Origin of the sequence: Microbacterium dextranolyticum (assembly GCF_016907295.1) — a bacterium.
Classification (GTDB): Bacteria; Actinomycetota; Actinomycetes; order Actinomycetales; family Microbacteriaceae; genus Microbacterium; species Microbacterium dextranolyticum.
Genome location: NZ_JAFBBR010000001.1, coordinates 1,065,123 through 1,088,008 on the forward strand (window position 1 = coordinate 1,065,123; position 22,886 = coordinate 1,088,008).

The 22,886-nt window shown below is 69.4% G+C and carries 24 protein-coding genes and 1 tRNA gene; 17 read left to right on the top strand and 8 right to left on the bottom strand.

Going from position 1 to position 22,886, the window contains the following annotated elements; all coding sequences use genetic code 11:
* Positions 1–17 precede the first annotated feature (17 nt).
* Genes pyrG through xerD form a run of 3 tightly spaced genes read left to right on the top strand, consistent with a single transcriptional unit; the run spans position 18 to position 3,293 of the window.
* Positions 18–1,718, top strand: coding sequence for a CTP synthase (pyrG, locus tag JOE64_RS04740; protein ID WP_204963188.1), 1,701 nt, complete (start codon positions 18–20; stop codon positions 1,716–1,718).
* Positions 1,711–2,373, top strand: a complete 663-nt coding sequence (locus JOE64_RS04745) for an NUDIX domain-containing protein (RefSeq protein WP_204963189.1) — start codon at positions 1,711–1,713, stop codon at positions 2,371–2,373. The genes pyrG and JOE64_RS04745 overlap by 8 nt, the downstream gene beginning before the upstream one ends.
* The gene (gene xerD / locus JOE64_RS04750; RefSeq protein WP_204963190.1) at positions 2,370–3,293 is read left to right on the top strand and encodes a site-specific tyrosine recombinase XerD; all 924 of its coding nucleotides are present in this window, start codon (positions 2,370–2,372) and stop codon (positions 3,291–3,293) included. The genes JOE64_RS04745 and xerD overlap by 4 nt, the downstream gene beginning before the upstream one ends.
* Before the next feature lie 160 nt (positions 3,294–3,453).
* Here the strand turns inward: xerD and JOE64_RS04755 are convergent, their stop codons facing one another.
* Positions 3,454–4,755, bottom strand: a complete 1,302-nt coding sequence (locus JOE64_RS04755; RefSeq protein WP_204963191.1) for an ISL3 family transposase — start codon at positions 4,753–4,755, stop codon at positions 3,454–3,456.
* 240 nt (positions 4,756–4,995) lie between these two features.
* Here JOE64_RS04755 and JOE64_RS04760 point away from each other — a divergent pair, with 240 nt between their 5' ends.
* The 10 genes from JOE64_RS04760 to der all read left to right on the top strand — a co-directional run bounded on the left by JOE64_RS04760 (position 4,996) and on the right by der (position 14,643).
* Positions 4,996–5,604, top strand: coding sequence for a vitamin K epoxide reductase family protein (locus JOE64_RS04760; RefSeq protein ID WP_204963192.1), 609 nt, complete (start codon positions 4,996–4,998; stop codon positions 5,602–5,604).
* A gap of 69 nt (positions 5,605–5,673) precedes the next feature.
* Positions 5,674–6,903, top strand: coding sequence for an aminotransferase class V-fold PLP-dependent enzyme (locus tag JOE64_RS04765; RefSeq protein ID WP_204963193.1), 1,230 nt, complete (start codon positions 5,674–5,676; stop codon positions 6,901–6,903).
* Positions 6,904–6,906: 3 nt separating this feature from the next.
* Complete coding sequence (locus JOE64_RS04770) at positions 6,907–7,989, top strand: hypothetical protein (protein WP_204963194.1); 1,083 nt, start codon at positions 6,907–6,909, stop codon at positions 7,987–7,989.
* Positions 7,990–8,158: 169 nt separating this feature from the next.
* The gene (locus JOE64_RS04775; protein ID WP_204964967.1) at positions 8,159–8,992 is read left to right on the top strand and encodes a ParA family protein; all 834 of its coding nucleotides are present in this window, start codon (positions 8,159–8,161) and stop codon (positions 8,990–8,992) included.
* Positions 8,982–9,851, top strand: a complete 870-nt coding sequence (locus tag JOE64_RS04780; RefSeq protein ID WP_372432900.1) for a segregation and condensation protein A — start codon at positions 8,982–8,984, stop codon at positions 9,849–9,851. The genes JOE64_RS04775 and JOE64_RS04780 overlap by 11 nt, the downstream gene beginning before the upstream one ends.
* A complete protein-coding gene (gene scpB, locus JOE64_RS04785) occupies positions 9,841–10,494 on the top strand; it encodes an SMC-Scp complex subunit ScpB (protein WP_204963196.1) in 654 nt (217 codons plus the stop codon). Before JOE64_RS04780 ends, scpB begins: the two co-directional genes overlap by 11 nt.
* Positions 10,491–11,279 (top strand): pseudouridine synthase, encoded by a 789-nt coding sequence (locus tag JOE64_RS04790; protein ID WP_204963197.1) that lies wholly within the window; start codon positions 10,491–10,493, stop codon positions 11,277–11,279. The genes scpB and JOE64_RS04790 overlap by 4 nt, the downstream gene beginning before the upstream one ends.
* A gap of 52 nt (positions 11,280–11,331) precedes the next feature.
* Positions 11,332–12,453, top strand: a complete 1,122-nt coding sequence (locus JOE64_RS04795) for a prephenate dehydrogenase (RefSeq protein ID WP_204963198.1) — start codon at positions 11,332–11,334, stop codon at positions 12,451–12,453.
* Entirely contained in the window at positions 12,450–13,130 is a 681-nt protein-coding gene (cmk, locus tag JOE64_RS04800; protein ID WP_204963199.1) for a (d)CMP kinase, read from the top strand. Before JOE64_RS04795 ends, cmk begins: the two co-directional genes overlap by 4 nt.
* A complete protein-coding gene (der, locus tag JOE64_RS04805; protein WP_204963200.1) occupies positions 13,120–14,643 on the top strand; it encodes a ribosome biogenesis GTPase Der in 1,524 nt (507 codons plus the stop codon). The genes cmk and der overlap by 11 nt, the downstream gene beginning before the upstream one ends.
* Before the next feature lie 198 nt (positions 14,644–14,841).
* Here der and JOE64_RS04810 read toward each other — a convergent pair whose 3' ends face one another.
* Both JOE64_RS04810 and JOE64_RS04815 read right to left on the bottom strand, forming a co-directional pair.
* On the bottom strand, positions 14,842–15,588 hold the full coding sequence (locus tag JOE64_RS04810; protein WP_204963201.1) for an anaerobic ribonucleoside-triphosphate reductase activating protein: 747 nt from the start codon (positions 15,586–15,588) through the stop codon (positions 14,842–14,844).
* Positions 15,558–17,387, bottom strand: coding sequence for a ribonucleoside triphosphate reductase (locus JOE64_RS04815; protein WP_204963202.1), 1,830 nt, complete (start codon positions 17,385–17,387; stop codon positions 15,558–15,560). Before JOE64_RS04815 ends, JOE64_RS04810 begins: the two co-directional genes overlap by 31 nt.
* Before the next feature lie 189 nt (positions 17,388–17,576).
* Between JOE64_RS04815 and JOE64_RS04820 the strand changes: the two genes are divergently transcribed.
* Positions 17,577–18,479, top strand: a complete 903-nt coding sequence (locus JOE64_RS04820; protein ID WP_204963203.1) for an NUDIX domain-containing protein — start codon at positions 17,577–17,579, stop codon at positions 18,477–18,479.
* 8 nt (positions 18,480–18,487) lie between these two features.
* Entirely contained in the window at positions 18,488–18,922 is a 435-nt protein-coding gene (locus tag JOE64_RS04825) for a ribosomal maturation YjgA family protein (protein ID WP_204963204.1), read from the top strand.
* Positions 18,923–18,943: 21 nt separating this feature from the next.
* Here JOE64_RS04825 and JOE64_RS04830 read toward each other — a convergent pair whose 3' ends face one another.
* Positions 18,944–19,348, bottom strand: a complete 405-nt coding sequence (locus tag JOE64_RS04830) for a winged helix-turn-helix transcriptional regulator (protein ID WP_204963205.1) — start codon at positions 19,346–19,348, stop codon at positions 18,944–18,946.
* Positions 19,349–19,393: 45 nt separating this feature from the next.
* On the opposite strand from JOE64_RS04830, the gene JOE64_RS04835 reads away from it, so the two are divergent.
* The gene (locus JOE64_RS04835; protein ID WP_204963206.1) at positions 19,394–20,032 is read left to right on the top strand and encodes an NADPH-dependent F420 reductase; all 639 of its coding nucleotides are present in this window, start codon (positions 19,394–19,396) and stop codon (positions 20,030–20,032) included.
* 6 nt (positions 20,033–20,038) lie between these two features.
* Here the strand turns inward: JOE64_RS04835 and JOE64_RS04840 are convergent, their stop codons facing one another.
* Positions 20,039–20,398, bottom strand: a complete 360-nt coding sequence (locus tag JOE64_RS04840; RefSeq protein ID WP_204963207.1) for an RNA-binding S4 domain-containing protein — start codon at positions 20,396–20,398, stop codon at positions 20,039–20,041.
* Positions 20,399–20,687: 289 nt separating this feature from the next.
* On the opposite strand from JOE64_RS04840, the gene JOE64_RS04845 reads away from it, so the two are divergent.
* Positions 20,688–20,761 (top strand) — tRNA-Pro (locus JOE64_RS04845).
* Between the two features lie 228 nt (positions 20,762–20,989).
* On the opposite strand, the gene JOE64_RS04850 is transcribed toward JOE64_RS04845, so the two are convergent.
* Genes JOE64_RS04850 through JOE64_RS04860 form a run of 3 tightly spaced genes read right to left on the bottom strand, consistent with a single transcriptional unit; the run spans position 20,990 to position 22,875 of the window.
* Entirely contained in the window at positions 20,990–22,186 is a 1,197-nt protein-coding gene (locus JOE64_RS04850; RefSeq protein WP_204963208.1) for a site-specific integrase, read from the bottom strand.
* On the bottom strand, positions 22,179–22,379 hold the full coding sequence (locus JOE64_RS04855) for a helix-turn-helix domain-containing protein (protein WP_204964968.1): 201 nt from the start codon (positions 22,377–22,379) through the stop codon (positions 22,179–22,181). Before JOE64_RS04855 ends, JOE64_RS04850 begins: the two co-directional genes overlap by 8 nt.
* Entirely contained in the window at positions 22,363–22,875 is a 513-nt protein-coding gene (locus tag JOE64_RS04860; protein WP_239531948.1) for a hypothetical protein, read from the bottom strand. The genes JOE64_RS04855 and JOE64_RS04860 overlap by 17 nt, the downstream gene beginning before the upstream one ends.
* Positions 22,876–22,886: the final 11 nt, after the last annotated feature.

Here is a 22,886-nt window from a genome sequence, read left to right on the forward strand (position 1 = left end):
TGATAGGATGGAAGCCCGTGACGGATACTTTCTCAGACGCGGGCCGAACTCAGAACGACACCACCAAGCACATCTTCGTGACGGGCGGTGTCGTTTCGTCGTTGGGGAAAGGTCTGACCGCTGCGTCGTTGGGCAATCTGCTCACCGCACGGGGTCTGCGCGTCGTCATGCAGAAGCTCGACCCGTACCTGAACGTCGACCCGGGCACGATGAACCCGTTCCAGCACGGTGAGGTCTTCGTCACCGACGACGGTGCCGAGACCGACCTCGACATCGGCCACTACGAGCGCTTCCTCGACATCGAACTCAGCCAGGCGGCCAACGTCACGACCGGGCAGATCTACTCGCAGGTGATCGCCAAGGAGCGTCGGGGCGAGTACCTCGGCGATACCGTGCAGGTCATCCCGCACATCACCGACGAGATCAAGCGCCGTATGCGTCTGCAGGCGGACGAGACGCCGAAGCCCGACGTCATCATCACCGAGATCGGTGGAACGGTCGGCGACATCGAGTCGCAGCCGTTCCTCGAGTCGGCCCGCCAGATCCGCCACGAACTCGGCCGCAAGAACGTGTTCTTCGTCCACGTCTCGCTCGTGCCGTTCATGGGGGCGTCGGGGGAGCAGAAGACCAAGCCCACGCAGCATTCCGTCGCAGCTCTGCGCTCCATCGGCATCCAGCCCGATGCGCTGGTGCTGCGCAGCGACCGGCCCGTCACCGAGTCGAACAAGCGCAAGATCGCGCTCATGTGCGACGTCGATGAGGATGCCGTCGTCAACGCGATCGACGTGCCGTCGATCTACGACATCCCGACGATGCTCAACGAGCAGGGACTGGACACCTACATCGTCGACGCACTGGGACTCGCGGCGAAGGCGGACGACGTCGACTGGTCGCGCTGGAGCAAGGTGCTCGACGCGGTGCACAACCCCAAGCACGAGGTCACGATCGGTCTCGTCGGCAAGTACATCGACCTCCCGGACGCCTATCTCTCGGTGACCGAGGCGTTGAAGGCCGGTGGCTTCGCACAGGAGACGAAGGTGCAGATCACCTGGATCCCGTCCGACCTTTGCGAGAGCCCCGAAGGGGCGGCGAAGGCCCTCGCCGCCGTCGACGGCATCGTGGTGCCGGGCGGCTTCGGCATCCGCGGTATCGAGGGCAAGCTCGGGGCGCTGCGCTTCGCCCGTGAACAGGGAATCCCCACGCTCGGCATCTGCCTGGGCCTGCAGTGCATGGTGATCGAGTACGCGCGCAACGTCGCGGGCATCGCGGATGCCTCGTCGAGCGAGTTCGACCCCGACACGACCCACCCCGTCATCGCCACGATGGCCGAGCAGGTCGACATCATCGACCACGGTGACCTGGGCGGGACGATGCGGCTCGGCCTCTACGAGGCGGACCTCGCAGAAGGATCCCTCGCCGCCGAGGTCTACGGCGCGCCGAAGGCCAGCGAACGTCACCGCCACCGCTACGAGGTCAACAACCGCTACCGCGACCAGATCGCCGAGGCCGGCCTCTGGTTCTCGGGACTGTCGCCCGACCGCAATCTCGTCGAGTACGTCGAGCTGCCGCGCGACGTGCACCCGTACTACATCGCCACCCAGGCGCACCCCGAGCTGCGCTCGCGTCCGACCGAGGCCAACCCGCTCTTCCGGGGGCTCGTCGCGGCTGCCGTCCAGCGCCACCGATCGAGCGAGCTGTTCGAGGTCGACGGTGACTGAGTCCGAGGCCCTGCGCGACGATCCGACCCCGGTCGACCTGCTCGACACCCAGCGCGCGTTCCAGGGGCGGGTGTGGGACATCCGGCGCGACGAGTTCGCGTACAACGGGGCATCCATCGTGCGCGAGTACATGGACCACACCGGCGCCGTCGCCGTGCTCGCGCTCGATGACGACGGACGGGTTCTGCTGATCAAGCAGTACCGGCATCCCATCCGCACGCGCGACTGGGAGATCCCCGCCGGTCTGCTCGACATCGACGGGGAGGATCCGCTCGTCGCCGCGCAGCGCGAGCTCGCCGAGGAAGCCGACCTGACGGCGACGCAGTGGGACCTGCTGGGCGAGTTCTTCACGAGCCCCGGCGGCAGCGACGAGTCCATTCGCATCTACCTCGCCCGTGGCCTCGCCCCCACCGCCGAAGCCTTCGCGCGGGATGACGAGGAGGCCGACATCGAGGTGCGCTGGGTGAGCCTCGATGAGGTCGTCGACGCGGTCCTCGCCCGCCGGGTGCAGAACGCGGCGCTCATCGTCGCCGCCCTGTCCGCGCACGCGTCCCGTGCGCGCGGCTGGTCGACGCTGGCGCCCGCGGACGAGCCGTGGGCGCGCCGAGGGCGCGGGCAGAGCGAGAGCGAGCTGCCGGGAGCGCCGACGGCGTGAAGCTCGATCGTGCCGTCGACGCCTACCTGCGGCACATCACGATCGAGCGCGGCCTGTCCGCGCACACGGTTTCGGCGTATGCGCGCGACCTGACGGTGTACCGCACCTGGCTTGCGGAGCGCGGCATCCACGACACCGACGCCGTCGCACCGGCAACGGTGGCGGCCTTCGCCGCGGAGCGGGCCGCGGCAGATCCCCGACCCGCCGCGACCTCGCTCGCACGGCTGCAGTCGTCGGTGCGGGGGCTGCACCGTTTCCTGGTGCGCGAAGGCGTGGCCGACACCGACCCGAGCGATCGGCTGCGGCCCCCGAAGACGCCGCAACGGCTGCCGAAGGCGCTCACGATCGGTCAGATCGAGACGCTGCTGGACGCCGCCGGCCCCGCGCCGGGTGACGCGGTCGACACCGACATCCTGCGTCTGCGCGATCGTGCTCTGCTCGAGCTGCTCTATGCGACGGGGGCCCGTGTGTCCGAGGTCATGCGCCTCGACGTCGACGACCTCGCGCATGGCGAGGTGCTGCGGCTGCGCGGCAAGGGCGACAAGGAACGCATCGTGCCCATCGGGTCGTACGCGCGGGCGGCGGTCGATGCCTACCTCGCGCGCTCGCGCCCCGAGCTGTCGCGTCGTGGGCGCGCGAGCCCACGGCTCTTCCTCGGGGCACGAGGCGCTCCGATGTCGCGGCAGGGCGCCTGGCTCGTGATCCAGGAGACCGCGGATCGCGCCGGTCTCACGGCGCACGTGTCGCCGCACACCTTCCGGCACTCGTTCGCGACGCACCTGCTGCAGGGCGGCGCGGACGTGCGCGTGGTCCAGGAACTCCTCGGCCATGCGTCGGTGGCGACGACGCAGATCTACACCCACATCACGGTCGACGCGCTCCGCGACGTCTACCTCACCTCGCATCCCCGCGCGCGCTGACCCGCGCACCCCCTGACCGCCGTCTGGCTTCGCCCGCCTCCTCGCGTGGCTTCTGCCCGGCATTCGCCCCAGTCGGCGCGGGAGTCCCCGCGAGACCTCGCGTGTGTACGCTTTCGCGGCGTGTTGCGTGACATACGGGAGGTTTCGCGGCTCTTCGGAATCAAGGGTGTAGGTGGGGTCTGAATCCTCCGGCTTCGAGCAGGCTTCTGGCGATGTAGTTCGTGAGGTTCCGGAAGCCGAGTGCGGAGCCCCGGAGGTGTTCGAGCCGCCCGTTGATGGCCTCGGTGGGTCCGTTGCTGGTGCCGGGGCGGTCGAAGAACGCGAGCACGTCGACGGCGCGCTGCTTGAGGGTGCGGCCGAGACGTCGGATCTCGACGAGCGCGGCGGGGACGCCGCTGCTGACCGCGTCGATCACGGCGCGCATCAGCTGCTTCGCCTTCTTCTTGTCGGGTTCCCTGTAGGCGGCGACGATACGCTGGTAGATGCCCCAGGTCGCCTCGACCTCGACGTGCTCTTCGACCGCGAACACCGCCTCGAGACGGGCGGACTGCTTGTCGGTGAGCAGGCTCGCGCCGGTGTGCAGCGTGCGGCGTGCCTTGTAGAGCGGATCGCCGGCGCGGCCGCGATGCCCGAGCGTGTCCTGCTGCACCCGCTGCCGGCAGCGGTCCAACGCGTCGCCAGCGAGACGGACGACATGGAACGGGTCCATCACCGGGACCGCGTCGGGAAGCTCTTCCGCGGCGGCGGTCTTGAATCCGCTGAACCCGTCCATCGCGACCACCTCGATCCCGTCCCGCCACTGCTTCGGGTGGCCTGCGAGCCACTGCTTGAAGACGGCCTTGGAGCGTCCTTCGACCATGTCCAGTAGGCGCGCGGGGCCGGTCTTCTCGCGGGCGGGGGTGAGGTCGATGATCACGGTGACGTACTTGTCACCCAGCCGGGTGTGACGCCAGACGTGCTCGTCAACGCCGATCGTGGTCACCCCGTCGAACCGTGCCGTGTCGTCGATCAGCCGACGCCGGCCTTCCGTGATGATCGCGCTGTTCGCGGTATGCCAGGACACCCCGAGACCCGCCGCCACGCGGGACACGGTGAGGTGATCCACCACGATCGCTCGAAGCGCCCAGTCGAGCCCGCCGCGGGAGATCTTCGCCCGCGGTGCGGCGGCCTTCAAGGTATCTTGCCGCCACGTCGTCCCGCAGTGCGCGCACCGGTAGCGGCGCACCCGAACCTGCAGGATCGTGGGCCTGTGCCCGAACGGCTCATGCGCGAGTCGCCGCACCACCGTATCCCGCGGCACACCCTCCGCCCCGCACTTGCGACACCACGGATCATCGTCGACGACACGGCACTGGATCACCGCCCGATCCACCTCGATCAGCTGGCCGACGGCCTCGAGACCGAGCTCGTCGAGGCGGCAGAACGTGGTGAGGCAGGGCGCGGCGAAGGTAGCGTTGAACACGTCGAGGTCTTCCGGATGGTGAGTGTAGGAACTTCCATCCTCGGGGGACCTCGACGCCTACCCGGTCACCACCGCGCACACCCTCCGCTACACCCTCAACTACGAAGAGCCGGTTTCGCGGAGCCTCGACACGCGCCAGAGGGGCGCAGGGGGCAGAGGGCGGCAGGGGCGCTGCGCCGGCCGGGATTATTCACGGTGCGGGATGATCCGGGCCGAGGAGGGGGCGCGGAGGATGGTTTCATGAGCGCTGAGACCGCCCCGAGCCTGCGGCGCCCCGGCCGCGCCCTCGCGATCTGGTGGATCGTCGCGGGAGCCATCGGGTGGACGGTCGCGTTCCTGCTCTACCACGAGTACATCGGGCAGCTCACCGGCGCGAACGCACTGATCTCGTGCAGCATCAGCCCCATCGTCACGTGCGGGCCCAACCTGCTGACCCCGGGCGGCAACCTCCTGGGATTCAGCAACTCGATTCTCGGCATCGTGCTGTTCCTCGGCCCGGTCTACGCGGGCGTGAGTGCGCTGGCCACCCCGCACGGGCTACGGGTCTGGTTCTGGCGCACCTACGCCGTCTTCGTCACCGGCGCGTTCGTGTTCGTCCACGTCCTCGCCTATCGCAGCGTCTTCGAATACGGCTCGCTCTGCCCCTGGTGCATGGTGATCTGGCTCGTCACGATCCCGCTCTTCTTCACCGTCGCGGGGTGGACCCTGCGCGCCGGCGTCTGGGGGCGTGGGGTCGTACGCGTGGGCGCGGGCATCCTGTCGTGGCTGCCGCTTCTCGTCATCGTCGACTACCTGCTGATCGGGGTCACGGCGCAGCTTCGCCTCGACGTCATCGGCAGTCTCTTCTGACGCGCGACGGGGGCTTTTCCACGGCGAGCGGGCCGGCCCGCCCGCCCGCCCGCCCCGCATGCTGGGGCCATGGGACTGTTCTCGGGACGCACGCGGACGTCGGGGGATGCCTCGGCCGCCACCCCGACCGACGGGTCCGAGCGGCCCGACTTCGCCTACCTCGGCGCGGACGACATCTATCTCGACTCCGCGTGCCAGTCCCTGCGCCCGCAGCGCGTGATCGATGCGGTGACTGCTTACTACACACGGTACGGCGCCTGTGGCGGGCGCGGCCACTACGCGTGGGGCCGGCAGGTCGATGACGAGGTCGCGGCGGCGCGCGCGGCGACGCTCGCCGCGTTCGGCGTGTCACCGCGCAGTCACACCTGCGCATTCACGCTCAACACGACCCTGGGGCTCGGCCTCGTGCTGCAGCAGCTGCCGCGAGGGCGCTACGCACGCATCATCACGACACATCACGAGCACAACGCCGTCTTCGTGGGCACGATGACCGCCGCGCGGCGCCTGGGCGTTCCGCGCCTCGTCGTCGAGCGCACGCGTGCGGGCGACGTCGATCTCTCCGGCGTCGACCTCACCGATGCCGTGGTCGTGCTCTCGGCGATGGACAATGTCACCGGCACCCTCACGCGGGGTCTGACGCAGATGGCATCCGTCGTGCAGCGGCACGGTGGCATCCTCGTTCTCGATGCGGCGCAGGCCGCGCCGCACGCCCTCGTCGAACTGCGCGCCACCGGGGCGGACGCCGTCTGCTTTTCGGCCCACAAGCTCTATGCCCCCTCGCTCGGCGTGATCGTCGCCACCGACGATCTGCTGCGGAGCCTCGAGCTGTCGTTCGTCGGCGGGGGACAGGTGGACTCCGTCACCACCGACGGGTTCGAGTTGGCATCCGACCTGCACACCCGCCTCGAGCCGGGCCTGCAGGCCTGGGGCGAGATCATCGGCTACCGCGCGGCGCTCGAGTGGTTCCTCGCCCGCTCCGACAGCATCCACGCGCGGGAGGTGGCGCTGGCGACACGGCTGCACGCGGGACTGGCCGCGATGCCGCATCTGGAGCCGTTCGGCGATGCGCCGTCGGCGACGATGTCGTTCCTGCCCACCCGCGTCGACGCGCACCGGCTGGCGGTGTTCCTCTCGAAGGCGGGGATCATGGCGCGCAGCGGGCATTTCTGCGCGCACCACTGGCTGTCGGAGCTCGAGGGCCTGCCGCCGCTCGTGCGCTTCAGTCTCGGCGCGCACTCGACCGAGGCCGACGTGGATCGCACGATCGAGGTCATGGACCGTCTGATGCGGGGGCTGTGAGACATGGTCTGCATCGTCGCATTCATCGTCGTCCTCGTGCTCTCGGCCGTGTCGGCGAAGTACCGCAAGCTCCTCGGCAAGGCGTGGGGATGCTTCTCGCGGCGCGTGACCTTCCGCGCGTGCGACACGTCGTTCCGCGACGATGTCAAGACGTCGATGCTCGCCCCGCTCGCGATCCGCGCGCCCCGGCTGGTCAAGCCCGCCTCGATCGCGATCGAGGTCGTCGCTTGGATCATGGTGCTCTCGCTCATCGTGAGCCTGTACCTGCTCGGGCGCAGCGGGTTGAACCTGTTCGTCTACGGCACGTGCGACAAGCAGGACACCCAGGCGTGCTCGCTGGCCGCGCAGGCATGCTCGATCGGCGGCTCGGAGCCCGGGTTCTGGGAGTCGGTGGGCTCGGGCGACGTGATCGGCGCGTTCGGGCGCGAGTTCGCGTCGGTCGGCGACACGATCTCCACCATCCCGAGCCGGCTGCGCGAGTGGGATGCCGCCCAGTTCGCCGCATCCGACGCGACGTACCTGGGCGGGTACGTCGAGGGGCGACCGGTCGCGCTCGAGGTGCTCGACCCGGGGTGCCGCTACTGCGCCGAGCTCTTCCGCAACATGAAGGCATCCGGCTTCGACGACACGCACAACGTGACCTATCTCGCCTACCCGATCCGATCCGGCTTCGGCGACAAGTTCGCCAACTCGCAGCTCATCGCCTCGTACCTCACCGCTGTGCGTGCCTGGGAGGCGCAGCAGCACGGATCGCGCACGGGTGAGACCGGCGACTGGTACATCCTCGAGCAGCTGTTCACGACGGATGCCCCAGACGGTCGCAGCACCCAGGAATGGATGAACGCGGCATCCGCCGATGACGCGACGTCCCGCCTGCACGAGTGGCTCGCCGCCGACGGGTACACGCCCGATGCGGTCGAGCAGATCGCGGCGTCGACGACGTCGCCGCAGGTCACCGCGACGCTCGAGGCGAACCGGCGCGTGGTCGAGGATGACATCCGCACCGTCGCGATTCCGTCGCTCATCGGGGGCGGACGCCTGCATGCGGGGCTCGTCGACGTCGATGCCCTGCGCGGCATGAAGTGAGGGCGGGCTGGTCCACACACCGCGCCCGCTCGCGGCACGACGAACGCCGTGTGCGACAATCGGCAGAGGTTCCGTGACGGCAGCAGAGCGCACGGGCGCAGGGAAGGCAGGAGTGTCGGTGGCGGAGAAGGCGCGGGGGACGAACAAGGCCCCCTCCGAGGACGTCCCGATGGGTCCGACCGGTCGGCCGTACCACGGCTTCCCCACGCCGGCACCGCTGCAGACCCACGGACCGGCGCGCATCATCGCCCTGTGCAATCAGAAGGGCGGCGTCGGCAAGACGACGACGACGATCAACCTCGCGGCGTCGCTCGCGCAGTACGGGCGTAAAGTGCTCGCGGTCGACTTCGATCCGCAGGGCGCGCTCTCGGCCGGTCTGGGCATCGCCACCCACGACGTGCCGACGATCTACGATCTGCTTCTCGACACGAAGCGCGACCCGCACGAGGTGATCGTGCACACCTCGGTCGACGGGCTCGACCTGATCCCCGCGAACATCGACCTCTCGGCGGCGGAGGTGCACCTCGTCAACGAGGTCGCCCGCGAGACCATCCTCGCCCGCGTGCTGCGCAAGGTCACCGGCGAGTACGACGCGATCCTCGTCGACTGCCAACCGTCGCTGGGGCTCCTGACGGTGAACGCCCTCACCGCGAGCCACGGGGTGCTGATCCCGCTGGAATGCGAGTTCTTCGCGCTGCGCGGTGTCGCGCTGCTCATCGAGACCATCGATAAGGTACGCGACCGGCTCAACCCGTCGATCGAGCTCGACGGTGTGCTCGCGACGATGTACGACTCACGCACGCTGCACTCGCGCGAGGTGCTCGAGCGCGTCGTGGAGGCGTTCGGTGACGACGTCCTCGAGACGGTCATCGGGCGCACCGTGAAGTTCCCGGATGCCTCGGTGTCGGGCGTACCCATCACGACGTTCGCCCCGGAGCACGCGGCGGCTCAGGCCTACCTGCGCCTCGCGCGGGAGCTGGTCGCCCGTGGCGCTGTCGCCTGAGCCGCGGACTGACTCGCCGCCCGATCCCGCCACGCCTGCCACGGCTGCGCCGGAGGCGGTGACGCCCACCGAGCCCGCCGGGGGCTTCCGCGTCTCGCTGTCGGGGTTCGACGGGCCGTTCGATCTGCTGCTGACCCTCCTCGGAAAGCACGAGCTCGACATCACCGAGATCTCGCTCAGCAAGGTCACCGACGAGTTCATCTCGTATCTGAGAGGCCTCGACGACGAGGCGGAGCTGGAGCAGGCATCCGAATTCCTGGTCGTCGCCGCGACCCTCCTCGACATGAAGGTCGCGGGGCTGCTGCCGCAGGGCGAACTGGTCGATGCCGAGTCGGTCGCCCTTCTCGAGGCGCGCGATCTGCTGTTCGCCCGTCTGCTGCAGTACCGGGCGTTCAAAGAGGTCTCGGCGTGGTTCGAGCGGAGCCTGCGGCGGGAGGACCGGCGGCACGTGCGCGCCGTGCGGCTCGACGAGAAGTACCGGCGCGCCGTGCCGGAGCTGATCTGGACGTTGTCGGCCGAGGACTTCGCGGCGCTCGCACTGGTGGCCTTCGCGCCGAAGGAGATCCCGCATGTGGGACTCGACCACCTGCACGCGCCGCTCGTGTCGATCCGCGAGCAGGCCGCGGTCGTGGTCGCTCTGCTGCGCGACGCCGGAACGCTGAACTTCCGCCAGCTCGTGGCGGGCGTGGCCCAGACCGGTGTCGTCGTGGCACGTTTCCTCGCGGTGCTCGAGCTGTATCGTCATGCCGCTCTGTCGTTCGAACAGCTCGAACCTCTCGGCGAGCTGACCCTGCGCTGGACCGCCGAGCGGTGGTCCGAAGAGAATCTCGCCGCCCTGGGAGCCGACTATGACCGCTGATTCCCCGACGACCCCCGTGCCCGAAACTGCGGCGAACCCCGCCGCCGCGGCTGCCGATGCGGACGCTCCGGCGCCGTCGCAGGACCCCGCTGCCATCGCCCGCCGCATCGAAGCGATCCTGCTCGTCGTCGACGAGCCGCAGAGCATCGTCGCGCTCGCGGCCGCGATCTCCGCGCCCGTACCGGCCGTGCGGCGCGCCGTCGCGTCGCTCGTGGCCGACTACGACGGCGAGGCGGGCGGTCCGCGGCGCGGATTCGAGCTGCGCGAGGTCGGCGGAGGCTGGCGGCTGTACGTGCGCGAAGAGCACGACGACCTCGTCTCGGAGTTCGTCAACGCGCAGGCGCCCTCTCGACTGTCGCAGGCGGCGCTCGAGACGCTCGCGGTGATCGCCTACAAGCAGCCGGTCACCCGCAGTCAGGTCGCCGCCATCCGCGCCGTCAACGTCGACTCGGTCGTGCGCACCCTCGTCGCGCGCGGACTCATCACGGAACTGTTCACCGACCCCGATACCGGGGCCATCAACTACGGCACGACGGAGGCACTGCTCGTGAACCTGGGGATCAACTCGTTGGAGGAGCTGCCGCACATTTCGCCGCTCCTGGACGACGGCGCGGACGGATTCGAGGGGGAAGGCATCCGATGACCGATGAAGAAGGCGTCCGCCTGCAGAAGGTGCTCGCGAACGCGGGAGTGGCCTCACGGCGCGTGTGCGAGCAGTACATCGTCGAGGGCCGCATCCGCGTCAACGGTCGCGTGGTCACCGAGCTCGGCACGCGCATCGACCCGGCATCCGACCTCGTCGACGTCGACGGCACAGCGATCCAGCTGGATGCCACGAAGCGCTACATCATGCTGAACAAGCCCACCGGCGTCGTCTCGTCGATGAAGGACGAACACGGACGCCCGGATCTGCGTCGCTTCACGAAGGACTGGGACGAGCGGCTGTACAACGTCGGACGCCTCGACGCAGAGACCTCGGGCCTGCTGGTGCTGACGAACGACGGCGACCTCGCCCACGTGCTCGCTCACCCGTCGTTCGGTGTGACGAAGGTCTACATCGCGAAGGTCGACGGTCGCGTCACCCCGCAGACGATCGCCCGGCTCACGAAGGGGATCGAGCTGGAGGACGGACCCATCGCGGCGGACAAGGCGCGGCTGCGGGATGCCTCGGGCGACACGTCGCTCGTCGAGCTCACCCTCCACTCGGGACGCAATCGGATCGTCCGACGCATGATGGCCGCTGTCGGGCACCCGGTCATCGACCTCGTGCGGCGTCAATTCGGCCCGCTGCACCTGGGAACACTCCCGGCGGGGCGCGCGCGCGAGTTGACTACAGTGGAACGCGGCGCGCTGCTGACGGTGGCGCGTCAGGCGGCGCCCACGCCGCACATCGACTCCCGGGATCCCGGGTCCGAGACCCGGGCCTGATCCCACGACCGGCTCCGCGGCCCTTCCGTGCGGAGCGACCTTAGGCGGAAGCGTGACCGACTCGATCGTGGCCAGCACCGGCGTCCGCGCCGCGCGCACCTCGGGGACGGTGCGCGTCGTCGGCGCGGGCCTGCTCGGATCGAGCATCGGGCACGCCCTGCGCGCACTCGGCGTCGACGTCGTGCTCGCCGACGCGTCGCCGGCCCAGTTGCGCCTGGCGGTCGACTACGGGGCCGGGCGTGCCGCGGCGCCGGATGACCGCCCCGCGCTCGTCGTCGTCGCCGTGCCGCCCGACGTCGTCGCCGACGTCGTCGAGCGTGAGCTGCGAGCCTACCCGGGCGCCGTCGTCACCGATGTCGCGAGCGTCAAGCTCGAGCCCCTGCATGCGTTGCGCGCGCGGGGGGTCGACCTCACCCACTACATCGGTTCGCATCCGATGGCCGGGCGCGAACGCGGTGGGGCGATCTCGGCCCGCGCGGACATCTTCGTCGGGCGCCCGTGGGTGGTGTGCCGAGACGAGCAGACCCCGGCATCCGATCTCGCGCTCGTCGAAGGGCTCGCCCTCGATCTCGGTGCAACGCCGATCGAGATGACCCCCGAAGAGCACGACCGCGCGGTCGCGCTCGTGTCGCACGTGCCACAGCTCGTGGCATCCCTGCTCGCCGGCCGCTTCGTCGACGCACCGGGCGATTCGCTGCGCCTTGCCGGGCAGGGTGTGCGCGACACGACCCGCATCGCCGCGTCGGCGCCCGAGCTGTGGGTGCAGATACTCGGGGCGAACGCCGCGCCCGTCGTCGAGGTACTCGATGCGCTCGCCGGAGAGCTCGGCGATATCGCCGATGCCCTGCGCAGCCCCGATGCACCGGGTGCCCGACGCGCCGTGGCCGACATGATCCGCCGCGGGAACGACGGCGTCGACCGGCTGCCCGGCAAGCATGGCCAGAACCGCCGCTTCGAACAGCTCGTCATCATGGTCGACGACACGCCCGGTCAGCTCGGGCGCCTGTTCGGCGAGCTGGGCGAGCTCGGCGTCAACGTCGAGGACCTGCGGCTCGAGCACTCGCCCGGTGCGCAGTTCGGCCTCGCCGAGATCAGCGTCGCCCCGGGCGTCGTCCGTCACGCCGAAGAGGGCCTTCTCGCCCGTGGCTGGAAGATCGCGAGCATCCCGTCATGACCGTCACGATTGCGATCGATGGGCCGGCGGGCTCGGGCAAGTCCAGCGTCTCGAAAGAGGCGGCGCGCCGCCTCGGCTACGGCTACCTCGACACCGGGGCGGCCTACCGCGCGCTCGCGTGGCACGTGCTCGATCTGGGCGCCGACACGGATGACCAGGGACGTGTGCTCGATGCGGCGGAGGAGTTCCCGTACGCGATCTCGCTCGATCCGGATGCCTACTGGGTCCGCGTCGGCGACGTCGACGTGACCGAGGCGATCCGTGAGCCCCGGGTCACCGCGGCCGTCAGCGGTGTCGCGCGCGTGCCAGCGGTGCGCGAACGGGTGAACGAGCTGTTCCGGGCGCTCGTCGCCGCGTCGGGGCGCCCGGGTGTCGTCGTCGAAGGGCGCGACATCACGACGGTCGTCGCTCCCGACGCTCCCGTTCGGATCCTCCTCACCGCCGCCCCCGAGGTGCGCGCCGCGCGCCGCAGCGCCGAGCTTCACACCCACGACGCCGCGGATGTCGCGGCAGCGCTGCACCGCCGCGACGCGGCGGACAGCCAGGTCGTCGACTTCCTCACCGCCGCCCCCGGCGTGAGCGTGGTCGATTCGACCGATCTCGATTTCGCACAGACCGTGGCCGCCGTCCTCGACGTCGTCGCCGCGGGGACCCAGGAGAACCACGATGGCCGTTGAGGACGAGTACGAGGGCGGCCCGGACCGCCTCGAAGAGAAGATGGCGACCCTCGACGAGGAACTCGCCGAGCAGCGCGCCGTCGCCCTGCGCGCGTCGCTGGGCGACTACGACCTCGACGATGACGACGCCGACCTGCTCGCGGGCTTCACGGCGGGCGGCGAGATCGTCGAGATGCTGCCGGCGCTGCCGGTCGTCGCGATCGTCGGGCGGCCGAACGTCGGCAAGTCCGCGCTCGTGAACCGCATCCTCGGGCGTCGCGAGGCCGTCGTCGAAGACACCCCGGGCGTCACGCGCGACCGCGTCACCTACAAGGCCGAGTGGATGGACCGTCGATTCTCGCTCGTCGACACGGGCGGGTGGGAGCCGGATGCCAAGGGCATCGACCGCTCCGTCGCCGCCCAGGCCGAGGTCGCGATCGACCTGGCCGATGTGATCATGTTCGTCGTCGACGCGATGGTCGGTGCGACGGCGACCGACGAGGCGGTCGTGCGACTGCTGCGCACGACGAAGAAGCCCGTCTTCCTCGTCGCGAACAAGATCGACGATGCCCGCCAGGAGCCGGAGGCTGCGGCCCTGTGGAACCTCGGCCTCGGCGAGCCCCACCCCGTCTCGGCCATTCACGGCCGCGGCGTCGCGGATCTGCTCGACGAGATCATGAAGGTGCTGCCCGAAGTCTCCGCCGTCGCGAAGGCCGAGCTCGGCGGCCCGCGCCGCGTCGCGATCCTGGGTCGCCCGAACGTCGGCAAGTCGTCGCTGCTGAACAAGGCCGCAGGCGAGGAGCGCGTCGTCGTCAACGAGCTCGCCGGCACGACGCGCGACCCCGTCGACGAGGTCGTGGAGCTCGGCGGCAAGCTGTGGCGGTTCGTCGACACCGCCGGCATCCGTCGCCGCGTGCACCTGCAGCAGGGCGCCGACTTCTACGCGTCGCTGCGCACCTCGGCCGCGCTCGAGAAGGCCGAGGTCGCCGTCGTCGTCCTCGACGTTTCCGAGTCGATCAGCGTGCAGGACCTCAACATCATCGACCTCGTGCTCGAGTCGGGGCGCGCCCTCGTGCTGGCGTTCAACAAGTGGGACCGCCTGAACGACGACGACATGGAGAACGCCGATCGGAGGCGCTACCTTGAGCGCGAGATCGAGCAGGACCTCGCCCACGTCACGTGGGCGCCGCGCGTCAACATCTCGGCGCGGACCGGCCGTCACCTCGACAAGCTGGTGCCGGCGCTCGAGACGGCGCTCGCCTCGTGGGATCAGCGCATCCCCACCGGCAAGTTCAACGCGTTCCTCTCGGAGCTCGTCGCCGAGCATCCGCACCCCCTCCGCGGTGGCAAGCAGCCGCGCATTCTGTTCGGCACGCAGGCATCCACCCGGCCGCCGACATTCGTGCTGTTCACGACCGGGTTCCTCGACCCGGGGTACCGCCGATTCATCCAGCGGCGCCTGCGCGAGATCTTCGGCTTCGAGGGCACCCCGATCATCACGAACATGCGTGTGCGGGAGCGCCGCCAGCGCTGACGCCGTCGCGCGCTGTGCGCGTGCGTTGCGCGCGTGGCCGCGCATCTCGTGAGACATCACCTTCGCCCCGAGAAACCATCTCTGACGTGGTTTCTCGGGGCGAAGGTGGTTTCTCGGCGTGGAGGCACGGGGCGGCTTCGGCCGTCGGGTCGCTCGCCGTCCGCCGTTCGCCGGGGAGGAGTCGGCGAACGGCGGAGGTCAGCGGACGACGAGAGAGGCGAAGCGCTCGACGGGCAGGTCGTCGAGTGTGAGGTGGGATGCCGCGGCATCCGCCGTGACCGCGTCGACCCGGGGGAGCGGTGACCGCGCCCCCGTCTCGCGGAACCGCTGCACGGCCCAGCAGTCGACACCGGCGTCGGCGAGACGGCACCCGAGTTCGCGCAGTCCGGCGTCGTCGATCGCGGCCGGATGCACCGTGGTGCGCACCTCGAAATCGAGGGGGTGGTCGGTGCCCGCCCGCAGCAGACGGTTGCCGAGCACGAGTTCGAGCGATCGCCAGGCGTTCTCGGCGCTGCGTGGCCGGCCGGTCACGACGTCGTAGGCCTCGGGCAGGGCCTTGATGTCGAGGCCGACCCAGTCGACGTGCGGCAGCGCCTGGGCGAGCAGACCCGGGTACGCGCCTCCCGTGTGCAGCCCCACCTGGAACCCGAGCGTGCGGGCGAACTCCATCGCCGGGATCAGCGCCCGTTGCAGGGTCGGCTCACCGCCCGAGAAGACGACGGCGTCGAGGAGCCCGATCCGGTCGCACAAGAGGTCGGTGACGTCGCTCCACGTCACCCCGCCCTGCGCACGGGGATCGATGAGGGCGGGGTTGTGGCAGTAGAAGCAGTTCCACGGGCATCCCTGCAGGAACACCGTCGCTGCGAGCATGTCGGGCCAGTCGACCGTCGAGAACGGGGTGACCCCCGCGATGTTCAGCTCGTGGGCTGCAGCGATGCGCGCCATGATCCCTCCTTCGGGAGCGGAGCCGTGGAGAAGTACGTCCGCTCCTCAGCTTCGCCCTTCTTGCCGATGTTGAAGCTCTCGATCGGCCGGAAGTAACCCATGACGCGGGTCCAGACCTCGCACGCCGCGCCGCAGTCGGGGCATGCCTCGTGGTGACCGGAGCGGTAGCCGTGCGCCGGGCAGATCGAGAACGTCGGGGTCACGGTGATGTACGGCAGTCGGAACCGCGACAGCGAGCGGCGAACGAGTTCGCGGCACGACTCGGTCGTCGGCATCGCCTCGCCCATGTAGAGGTGCAGCACCGTGCCGCCGGTGTACTTGGCCTGCAGCGGCTCTTGCAACTGCATCGCGAGGAACGGGTCGTCGGTGTATCCGACCGGCAGCTGCGACGAGTTGGTGTAGTACGGGTTGTCGTCGGTGCCGGCGTGACGGGTGCCGGGGAGGCGGGCGATGTCTTCCTTGGCGAACCGGTAGGTGGTGCCCTCGGCGGGGGTCGCCTCGAGGTTGAACATGTGGCCGGTCTGCTCCTGGAACTCGACCATACGCGCACGGACGTGGTCGAGCATCCGGGTCGCGATCGCGGCGCCCGCTTCGGAGGTGATGTCGTCGCGGTCGCGCGTGAGGTTGCGCACGTACTCGTTGATGCCGTTCACGCCGATGGTCGAGAAGTGGTTGTCGAACGTGCCGAGGTAGCGCTGCGTGTAGGGGAAGAGGCCGCCCTCGAGGTGGTGGGCGATGACCGCGCGCTTGGCGACGAGGCTGTCGCGGGCGATCTCGAGCAGTTCATCGAGGCGCGCGATCGCGGCATCCTCGTCGCCCGAGTGCACGAAGCCGAGGCGCGCGCAGTTGATCGTGACGACGCCGATCGATCCGGTCTGCTCGGCCGAGCCGAAGAGGCCGTTGCCGCGTTTGAGGAGCTCGGTGAGGTCGAGCTGCAGGCGGCAGCACATGGAGCGGATCATGTGGGGATCGAGGTCGGAGTTCACGAAGTTCTGGAAGTACGGCAGCCCGTACTTGGCCGTCATCGCGAACAGGGCGTCGGTGTTCTCGCCGTGCCAGTCGAAGTCTCTCGTGATGTTGTACGTCGGGATGGGGAAGGTGAACGCGCGACCGTCCTGATCTCCGTCGGTCATGACGTCGATGAAGGCGCGGTTGATCATGGCCATCTCGGTGGCCAGCTCACCGTAGGAGAAGTCCTGCACGGCATCGCCGACGAGGGGATGCTGCTCGGCGAGGTCGTCGGGGCAGACCCAGTCGAAGGTGAGGTTCGTGAACGGGGTCTGCGTGCCCCAGCGGGAGGGGACGTTGAGGTTGAAGATGAACTCCTGCATCGCCTGCCGCACCTCGTCGTACGAGAGGGCGTCGAGGCGGACATAGGGCGCGAGGTAGGTGTCGAAGGAGCTGAACGCCTGCGCGCCGGCCCACTCGTTCTGGAGCGTCCCGAGGAAGTTGACCAGCTGGCCGAGGGCGCTGGAGAAGTGCTTCGGGGGAGCAGACGCGATCTTGCCCGAGACGCCGTTGAAGCCCTGTTCGAGCACCATGCGCAGCGACCAGCCGGCGCAGTATCCGGCGAAGACGTCGAGGTCGTGGATGTGCAGGTCGCCCTCGCGATGGGCTGTGCCGGCGTCGGGGGAGTAGACCTCGTCGAGCCAGTAGTTGGCGATGAGCTTGCCTGCCGCGTTGAGGATCATCCCGCCGAGGGAATACCCCTGGTTCGCGTTCGCGTTCACGCGCCAGTCGGCGCGGGCGAGGTACTCGTCGATCGTCTCGGCGACGGAGACGGTGCGAAGGGATGCCATGGGGTACTCGTTTCTGAGGTCGGGCGTGCCGGAGGAACCCGGCGATGCGGACGGACGTGCGTGGTATGACCACACCATATGTTGTGGTCTCGTCAAGCGGAAGGACCATATGTGGTGTGTCGCTATCGGCAGGCGTCATGGGTCGACACGCGCCCTCACGGTGCGCGGTGAGTGTGACAGGGTGAAGAGGTGACGATCGTCCCTCCCTCCCCCGGTGAACCGCGCCGCCCGCACGGTACGCGCGATCCCGGGGATGCGTGGGTGGTCGCGGACGACGGCACTCGGTACTGGGGCCGGTTCGGCGCCGCTGGGTTGCTCGCCGTCGATCCGGACCGGGGTGTGCTGCTGCAGCACCGGGTGTCGTGGAGTCACTTCGGCGACACCTGGGGCCTGCCCGGCGGGGCCCGTCATCAGGATGAGTCGGCGAGCGATGCTGCGCTGCGCGAGTCGGCCGAAGAGGCGGGGGTTCCCGCCGGTGCTGTGCGCCCGCGCCTCATCAGCGTGCTCGACCTCGAGATCTGGACTTACTCGACCCTCGTCGCCGATGTCGTCACGCCCTTCGAGCCGGTGATCAGCGATCCCGAGAGTCGTGAACTGGCGTGGGTGCCGGTCGATGCCGTTACGGATTACCCGCTGCATCCCGGATTCGCCGCGTCGTGGCCTGCCCTGCGTGCGCTGCTGCCGGTGCGGCCTGCCGTGGTCGTCGATGCCGCGAACGTCGTCGGCTCGGTGCCCGACGGATGGTGGCGCGACCGCGCCGGGGCCACCGGGCGGCTACTCGAGCGGCTCGGCGCTCTCGCTGCGGATGGCCTGAGTGCGGAGCGCCTGGGGCTGCCGGCGGACGTGTGGTTCCCCGAGTGGCGCGTCGTCGTCGAGGGGCTGGCGCGTGCGGTCGAGGAGCCGCCCGCAGCCTCGGGCGTCGCTGTCGTGCGAGCCAAGGGATCGGGCGATGATGCGATCGTCGCCGAGACGGCGCGATTGATCGAGGCGGGTCGGGTCGTCACGGTGGTGACGAGCGATCGGGAGCTGCGCGCGCGTGTGGAGGATCTCGGCGCCGTCTGTCACGGACCCTCCTGGCTCGACGGCGAGTGACCCGGTCCATGCGCGGGAGGTCGGGTCGACGTCGCCGGTGGGCCGCGGCGCTCGCCGTCGTTGTGGTGGCGACGGGGCTGGGCGTACACGCGTGGATGCCGTCGTCGGCGGCATCCGACATCGCGGGAGACGCCCTCTACGCGGTGCTCGCGTACCTGTTGGTGGTGTTCGTCGTTCCGCGGGCGCCGTCGTGGGTGGTGGCGATCGTGGCGCTGACGTGGTGCAGCGCTGTGGAAATGCTGCAGCTGACCGATCTTCCTGCGCAGTGGGGCGCGGCCTTCCCGCCCGCGCGGCTCGTGTTCGGCTCGGCCTTCGACCCACGCGACCTGGTCGTCTATGCCGTCGCGGCGCCCGCGTGCGCGGGCATCGATGGCGTGGTGCGCAGGAGGGGGAAGGATCGGGTGGCGAGCGGCGGGTCGGACGGGCAGTCCCGGCCGGGTTGAGCCCGCGCGGCCGCGCTGGGATCAGTCGGTCATGGATGGGGCGTCGGCCCGGGCATCCCACGCGCGTCGGCTCGCGGAGATGCCGGCGCGGTGGGCTTCGGCCCAGTCGGCGAGGGCGCGAAGGGGGACGGTCAGGCTTTCACCGACGGGGGTGAGTGCGTATTCGACCGCGGGCGGGCGGGTGTGCAAGACCGTGCGGTCGATGAGCCCGTCGCGTTCGAGACGCTGGAGGCTGAGAGTCAGCATCCGCTGTGAAATCCCGTCGACCCTGCGCTGCAGCGCGCGAAAGCGGTGCGGTTCGCGGGCGAGCGCGGCGAGGATGAGGATCGACCACTTGTCGCCGATGCGTTCGAGGACGTCCTTGACGGAGCACTCGCCCGCCGTGACCTGGTCGGCGGTGGTCACATCGGTGTGCGCAGGGGACATGAAAGTGCCTTCTGGTGGGGTGGAATCGCGGTTACTAGCTTCGTGATGGTGACTGATAGTAACCACATCGCCCGTGCGGGCACGGTCGGAATCGTCGGTGCGGGGCGGATCGGCCGCGCGCTGGCGCAGCTTCTGGAATCGAACGGGCGCGAGGTGCTGCTCGGGTCGCGTCGCGCCGGCGAGGGGAGCGATGTCACGGTGTCGCTGGCCGACGCGGCATCGGCCGACATCGTCGTCCTCGCGCTGCCGCACGCGGCGATCGAGGAGAACCTGGCGATGCTCGCGGCGATCGCACCCGGCACGGTGGTGATCGATGTGGCCAACGCCGTGCGGGTGGACGACGGGCGGTGCCGGTCGGCGCTCGCCGTGCCGCATGGGCGATGGCTCGCCGACCGGCTGCCGCACGTGCGCGTGGCGCGGGCATTCACGCACGTGCAGGACGAGCTGCTGGTCAGCCGTGCGACGCGTCAGCCCGGGGCGTGGGCGGTCGCGGTGGCAGCCGATGACGCGGAGGCCCAGGACGTGGCCGCGGATGTCGTGCGTTCGGCGGGGTACGTTCCGGTGGTCGTGGGGGCGCTCGACGAGTCGGCGGTGCTGGATGCCGGTGGGCCGCTGTTCCTGCGGATGCTGCTGCCGGGCGACCTGAGCGATGTGGTCGCGGACTGGCGCCGCGCGCGGCGATAGCGCCGGTTACTCGCGACCGCGGAGGCGGTCGATGTCGCGGCGTTCGCGTTTGGTGGGCCGTCCAGCTCCGCGATCGCGGACGGCGAGCTGCGCCACGGGCTCGCGCGCGGGCGTGCGGTCATCGGCCGCGAGAGCAGCGAGAGGCGCGCCGACGCGTTTGGCCAGCAGCTGACGCACGATGAGAATGCGGTCGAACCCGGCGATGCGGACGCGCACCTCGTCGCCGACCCGCACCGGCTGCGAGGCTTTGACCTTCTCGCCACCCACGCGAACGTGACCGGCGCGGCACGCGGTCGTGGCGGCCGAGCGGGTCTTGTAGACGCGCACCGCCCACAGCCAGGCGTCGAGACGGACCGATTCGCTCATCCTCCGATTCTGCCGGTTGGTGAGGTGGCGAGTGTCGTGAATGCAGAGGGTGGATGGATGCCGGGAGGGAAGCCGCGATGGGGTCTGTGCGAAGTCGCCGTGGCGGTGTTCTGCGGAACGGCCTCGACGACGTCTTCGTCGCTATGGTTCGCATCGGTCCGGCAGACCCGTTAGGATAGGGGAGTTGTCCGCGTGCGGATGACGGACCGGGATGTGGCGCAGCTTGGTAGCGCACTTGACTGGGGGATAAGTTCAATAGCCCTCGGATCAGTCCGAAACAACTAAACAACGGGATGTGGCGCAGCTTGGTAGCGCACCTGACTGGGGGTCAGGGGGTCGCAGGTTCAAATCCTGTCATCCCGACAGAAAAGCCCTGATGGGAAGCAATTTCTTGTCAGGGCTTCTTTCGTTTTCGGTGATCTGCGCTCGGTCCCGTCGCGGGTGCGGAATCGGGTCCAGCGGCGCTCTTCTGGCAGCGGGTTGACATCGGCGCGAAGGAAGTTAGTGGGCCAAAAAGTGGAAATCTAGTGGGCCAATTTCCGGGCAACACCATGCCCCGCCTCCTTGCGGAGCCGGGGTGGGCGTGCCGGGTCAGAGCTGGGGCGTGGGTCGTCGAGGAGTCTCCTTCCTGCGCGTCTGTGCCGGGCTGGCGAGGAACTGGTTTGCGAGTTTCGCAGCCTCGCTCAGATGTCGGTGATCGGGATGGAGGTAGCCCTTGGTCGTCTCGATTGAGGCATGGCCGAGGATGCGCTGCAGCACGTGCAGTGGGACGCCGGAATCGGCGAGCCAGGTTGCGCCTGTGTGCCGGAGTCCGTGGCGTTTGAGGTTCTCGAGCCCGAGCCCTGTGACGAGCTGATCCCACTTGGTCGCGTCCCGCACCGTGGCCGTGGTGAGCACTCCTCCCCGCGGCCCCCGGAGCAGCGGATCTTCCGGGCTCCTCCCAGTGGTGAGGCGGACGAGGATCGGTTCGAGCGCGTCGAGGATCGGCACGTAGCGGGTGGTGCGTCCTTTCGTCTCCTTCGTGACCAGTCCCCCTTTGCCGGGGTAGGTCTGCCGTTCGATCGTCACGATCCGACTGTTCCAATCGATGTCTCCGGCTTGGAGGCCAGCGACCTCTGAGCCGCGGGCGGAGAGCAGCGCGCAGAGCATGACGTGATCGGCGTAGCTCTGATGCACTTCCGCGCAGGCGTCTGCGAGCTGGTTCAGGGTGTCGAGGTCCGGGATCGCGAAGGCACGGAATCCGCCGGTCTGCCGCTTGTCGTCCTTGCCGTAGGTGCGACGTGCTCGGGTTCTCGCGGGGTTGGACGGGATCACTTCGTCGCGCACGGCGACATCGAGCACGCGCACCAGGGGCGCGATGCTGTTCTTCACGGTCGATGGCCCGTACTCGGTCTCCCACCGGTCGATGGTGCGGTCGATGAGGCCGGTGCTGATCCTGCTGACCTTGAGGTGCCCGAGCGCGGGCAGGACGCGGAGCCGGAGACCGGCGTCGTAGCCGTCGACAGTGGAGGTCGGGTCGAGGCCGCGCTGCCAACGGTCGCCGATGGAATCCACGTACTCCTTGAGCGTGATGAGCATGTCCGCGCCCGTCTCGGTGGACTGGCGCATCTTCTCGAAGAACGCCTCCGCCTCTTCCTGGGTGGCGACGAACTCGGACCGGCTCGGACGCTTCTTCGTATGCGGATCGGTCCACCGCACCCGTGCGAGTAGCCCGCTCCCGCGACTCTCGGTGCTCTCGGTGAGTTTCACGCCGAGCGGCGGCATCTGATGCGTGCGCGGATCAGCCATGCTCCACCTCGCGTTCAAGCACCCAGGCGCGCACAGTCGGCGGGTTGTAGCGTGCGACCGCACCGACCTGCACGAATGGTGGCCCCTCCTGCTGGCTGCGCCAGCGAGAGAGCGTGGCCGGAGAGACGTTCAGGAACTCGGCGGCTTCGCGGGAGTTCCAGAGCGGTTCGACGGCATCAGTCGTCACGGACATCATCAGCCGACCGTCGCGCACGGAGAAACTCGTCCTCGATCTCCTGACGCGCCTGCACGTCCGCCGCCACGAAGTCGATGAAGTCCTCTGCGCGATCCGTGATCGTCTCGTCTTCGATCGGCCCCTGCGGGTCTTCGCCCGGCCAGATGGTCTGCCGTGTCGGGCGGTCGCGGTCGATCCGGGTGCCGCAGGTTGCGACCCATTCGCGGAGCCGGTCGCGGGCGGCTGCGAAGTCGGTGTGCCAGGCGATCGGCCCGGAGGCCGATTGGTCGGGGTCGTAGCTCGCGATCCAGTGCAGATGCAGAGCCGAGAGCTCCCACACCAGTTCGGGGTGCCGGTGCCAGAACGGAGGCACGACCGATGCAGGCAGACCGTAGGTGCGGCGGAGCCAGTCAACCCACTGGTTCAGCGCCAACCATTCCGCTTCGGCATCGCCCGAGGAGAGGAGATTCCAATTGATCGGGCGCGGCGGCTCCGGGAGCGCCGTACCGGCCATGAGCTGGTCGT

Excerpts from the sequence above, each read along its gene's own strand:
- JOE64_RS04760 (WP_204963192.1), top strand. The coding sequence starts at position 4,996 with ATGAGCGCTGAGACCGCCCCGAGCCTGCGGCGCCCCGGCCGCGCCCTC.
- JOE64_RS04765 (WP_204963193.1), top strand. The coding sequence starts at position 5,674 with ATGGGACTGTTCTCGGGACGCACGCGGACGTCGGGGGATGCCTCGGCC.
- JOE64_RS04770 (WP_204963194.1), top strand. The coding sequence starts at position 6,907 with ATGGTCTGCATCGTCGCATTCATCGTCGTCCTCGTGCTCTCGGCCGTG.
- JOE64_RS04775 (WP_204964967.1), top strand. The coding sequence starts at position 8,159 with ATGGGTCCGACCGGTCGGCCGTACCACGGCTTCCCCACGCCGGCACCG.
- scpB (WP_204963196.1), top strand. The coding sequence starts at position 9,841 with ATGACCGCTGATTCCCCGACGACCCCCGTGCCCGAAACTGCGGCGAAC.
- JOE64_RS04790 (WP_204963197.1), top strand. The coding sequence starts at position 10,491 with ATGACCGATGAAGAAGGCGTCCGCCTGCAGAAGGTGCTCGCGAACGCG.
- cmk (WP_204963199.1), top strand. The coding sequence starts at position 12,450 with ATGACCGTCACGATTGCGATCGATGGGCCGGCGGGCTCGGGCAAGTCC.
- der (WP_204963200.1), top strand. The coding sequence starts at position 13,120 with ATGGCCGTTGAGGACGAGTACGAGGGCGGCCCGGACCGCCTCGAAGAG.
- JOE64_RS04810 (WP_204963201.1), bottom strand. The coding sequence starts at position 15,588 with ATGGCGCGCATCGCTGCAGCCCACGAGCTGAACATCGCGGGGGTCACC.
- JOE64_RS04815 (WP_204963202.1), bottom strand. The coding sequence starts at position 17,387 with ATGGCATCCCTTCGCACCGTCTCCGTCGCCGAGACGATCGACGAGTAC.
- JOE64_RS04825 (WP_204963204.1), top strand. The coding sequence starts at position 18,488 with ATGCGCGGGAGGTCGGGTCGACGTCGCCGGTGGGCCGCGGCGCTCGCC.
- JOE64_RS04830 (WP_204963205.1), bottom strand. The coding sequence starts at position 19,348 with ATGTCCCCTGCGCACACCGATGTGACCACCGCCGACCAGGTCACGGCG.
- JOE64_RS04835 (WP_204963206.1), top strand. The coding sequence starts at position 19,394 with ATGGTGACTGATAGTAACCACATCGCCCGTGCGGGCACGGTCGGAATC.
- JOE64_RS04840 (WP_204963207.1), bottom strand. The coding sequence starts at position 20,398 with ATGAGCGAATCGGTCCGTCTCGACGCCTGGCTGTGGGCGGTGCGCGTC.
- JOE64_RS04850 (WP_204963208.1), bottom strand. The coding sequence starts at position 22,186 with ATGGCTGATCCGCGCACGCATCAGATGCCGCCGCTCGGCGTGAAACTC.
- JOE64_RS04855 (WP_204964968.1), bottom strand. The coding sequence starts at position 22,379 with ATGTCCGTGACGACTGATGCCGTCGAACCGCTCTGGAACTCCCGCGAA.
- JOE64_RS04860 (WP_239531948.1), bottom strand. The coding sequence starts at position 22,875 with ATGGCCGGTACGGCGCTCCCGGAGCCGCCGCGCCCGATCAATTGGAAT.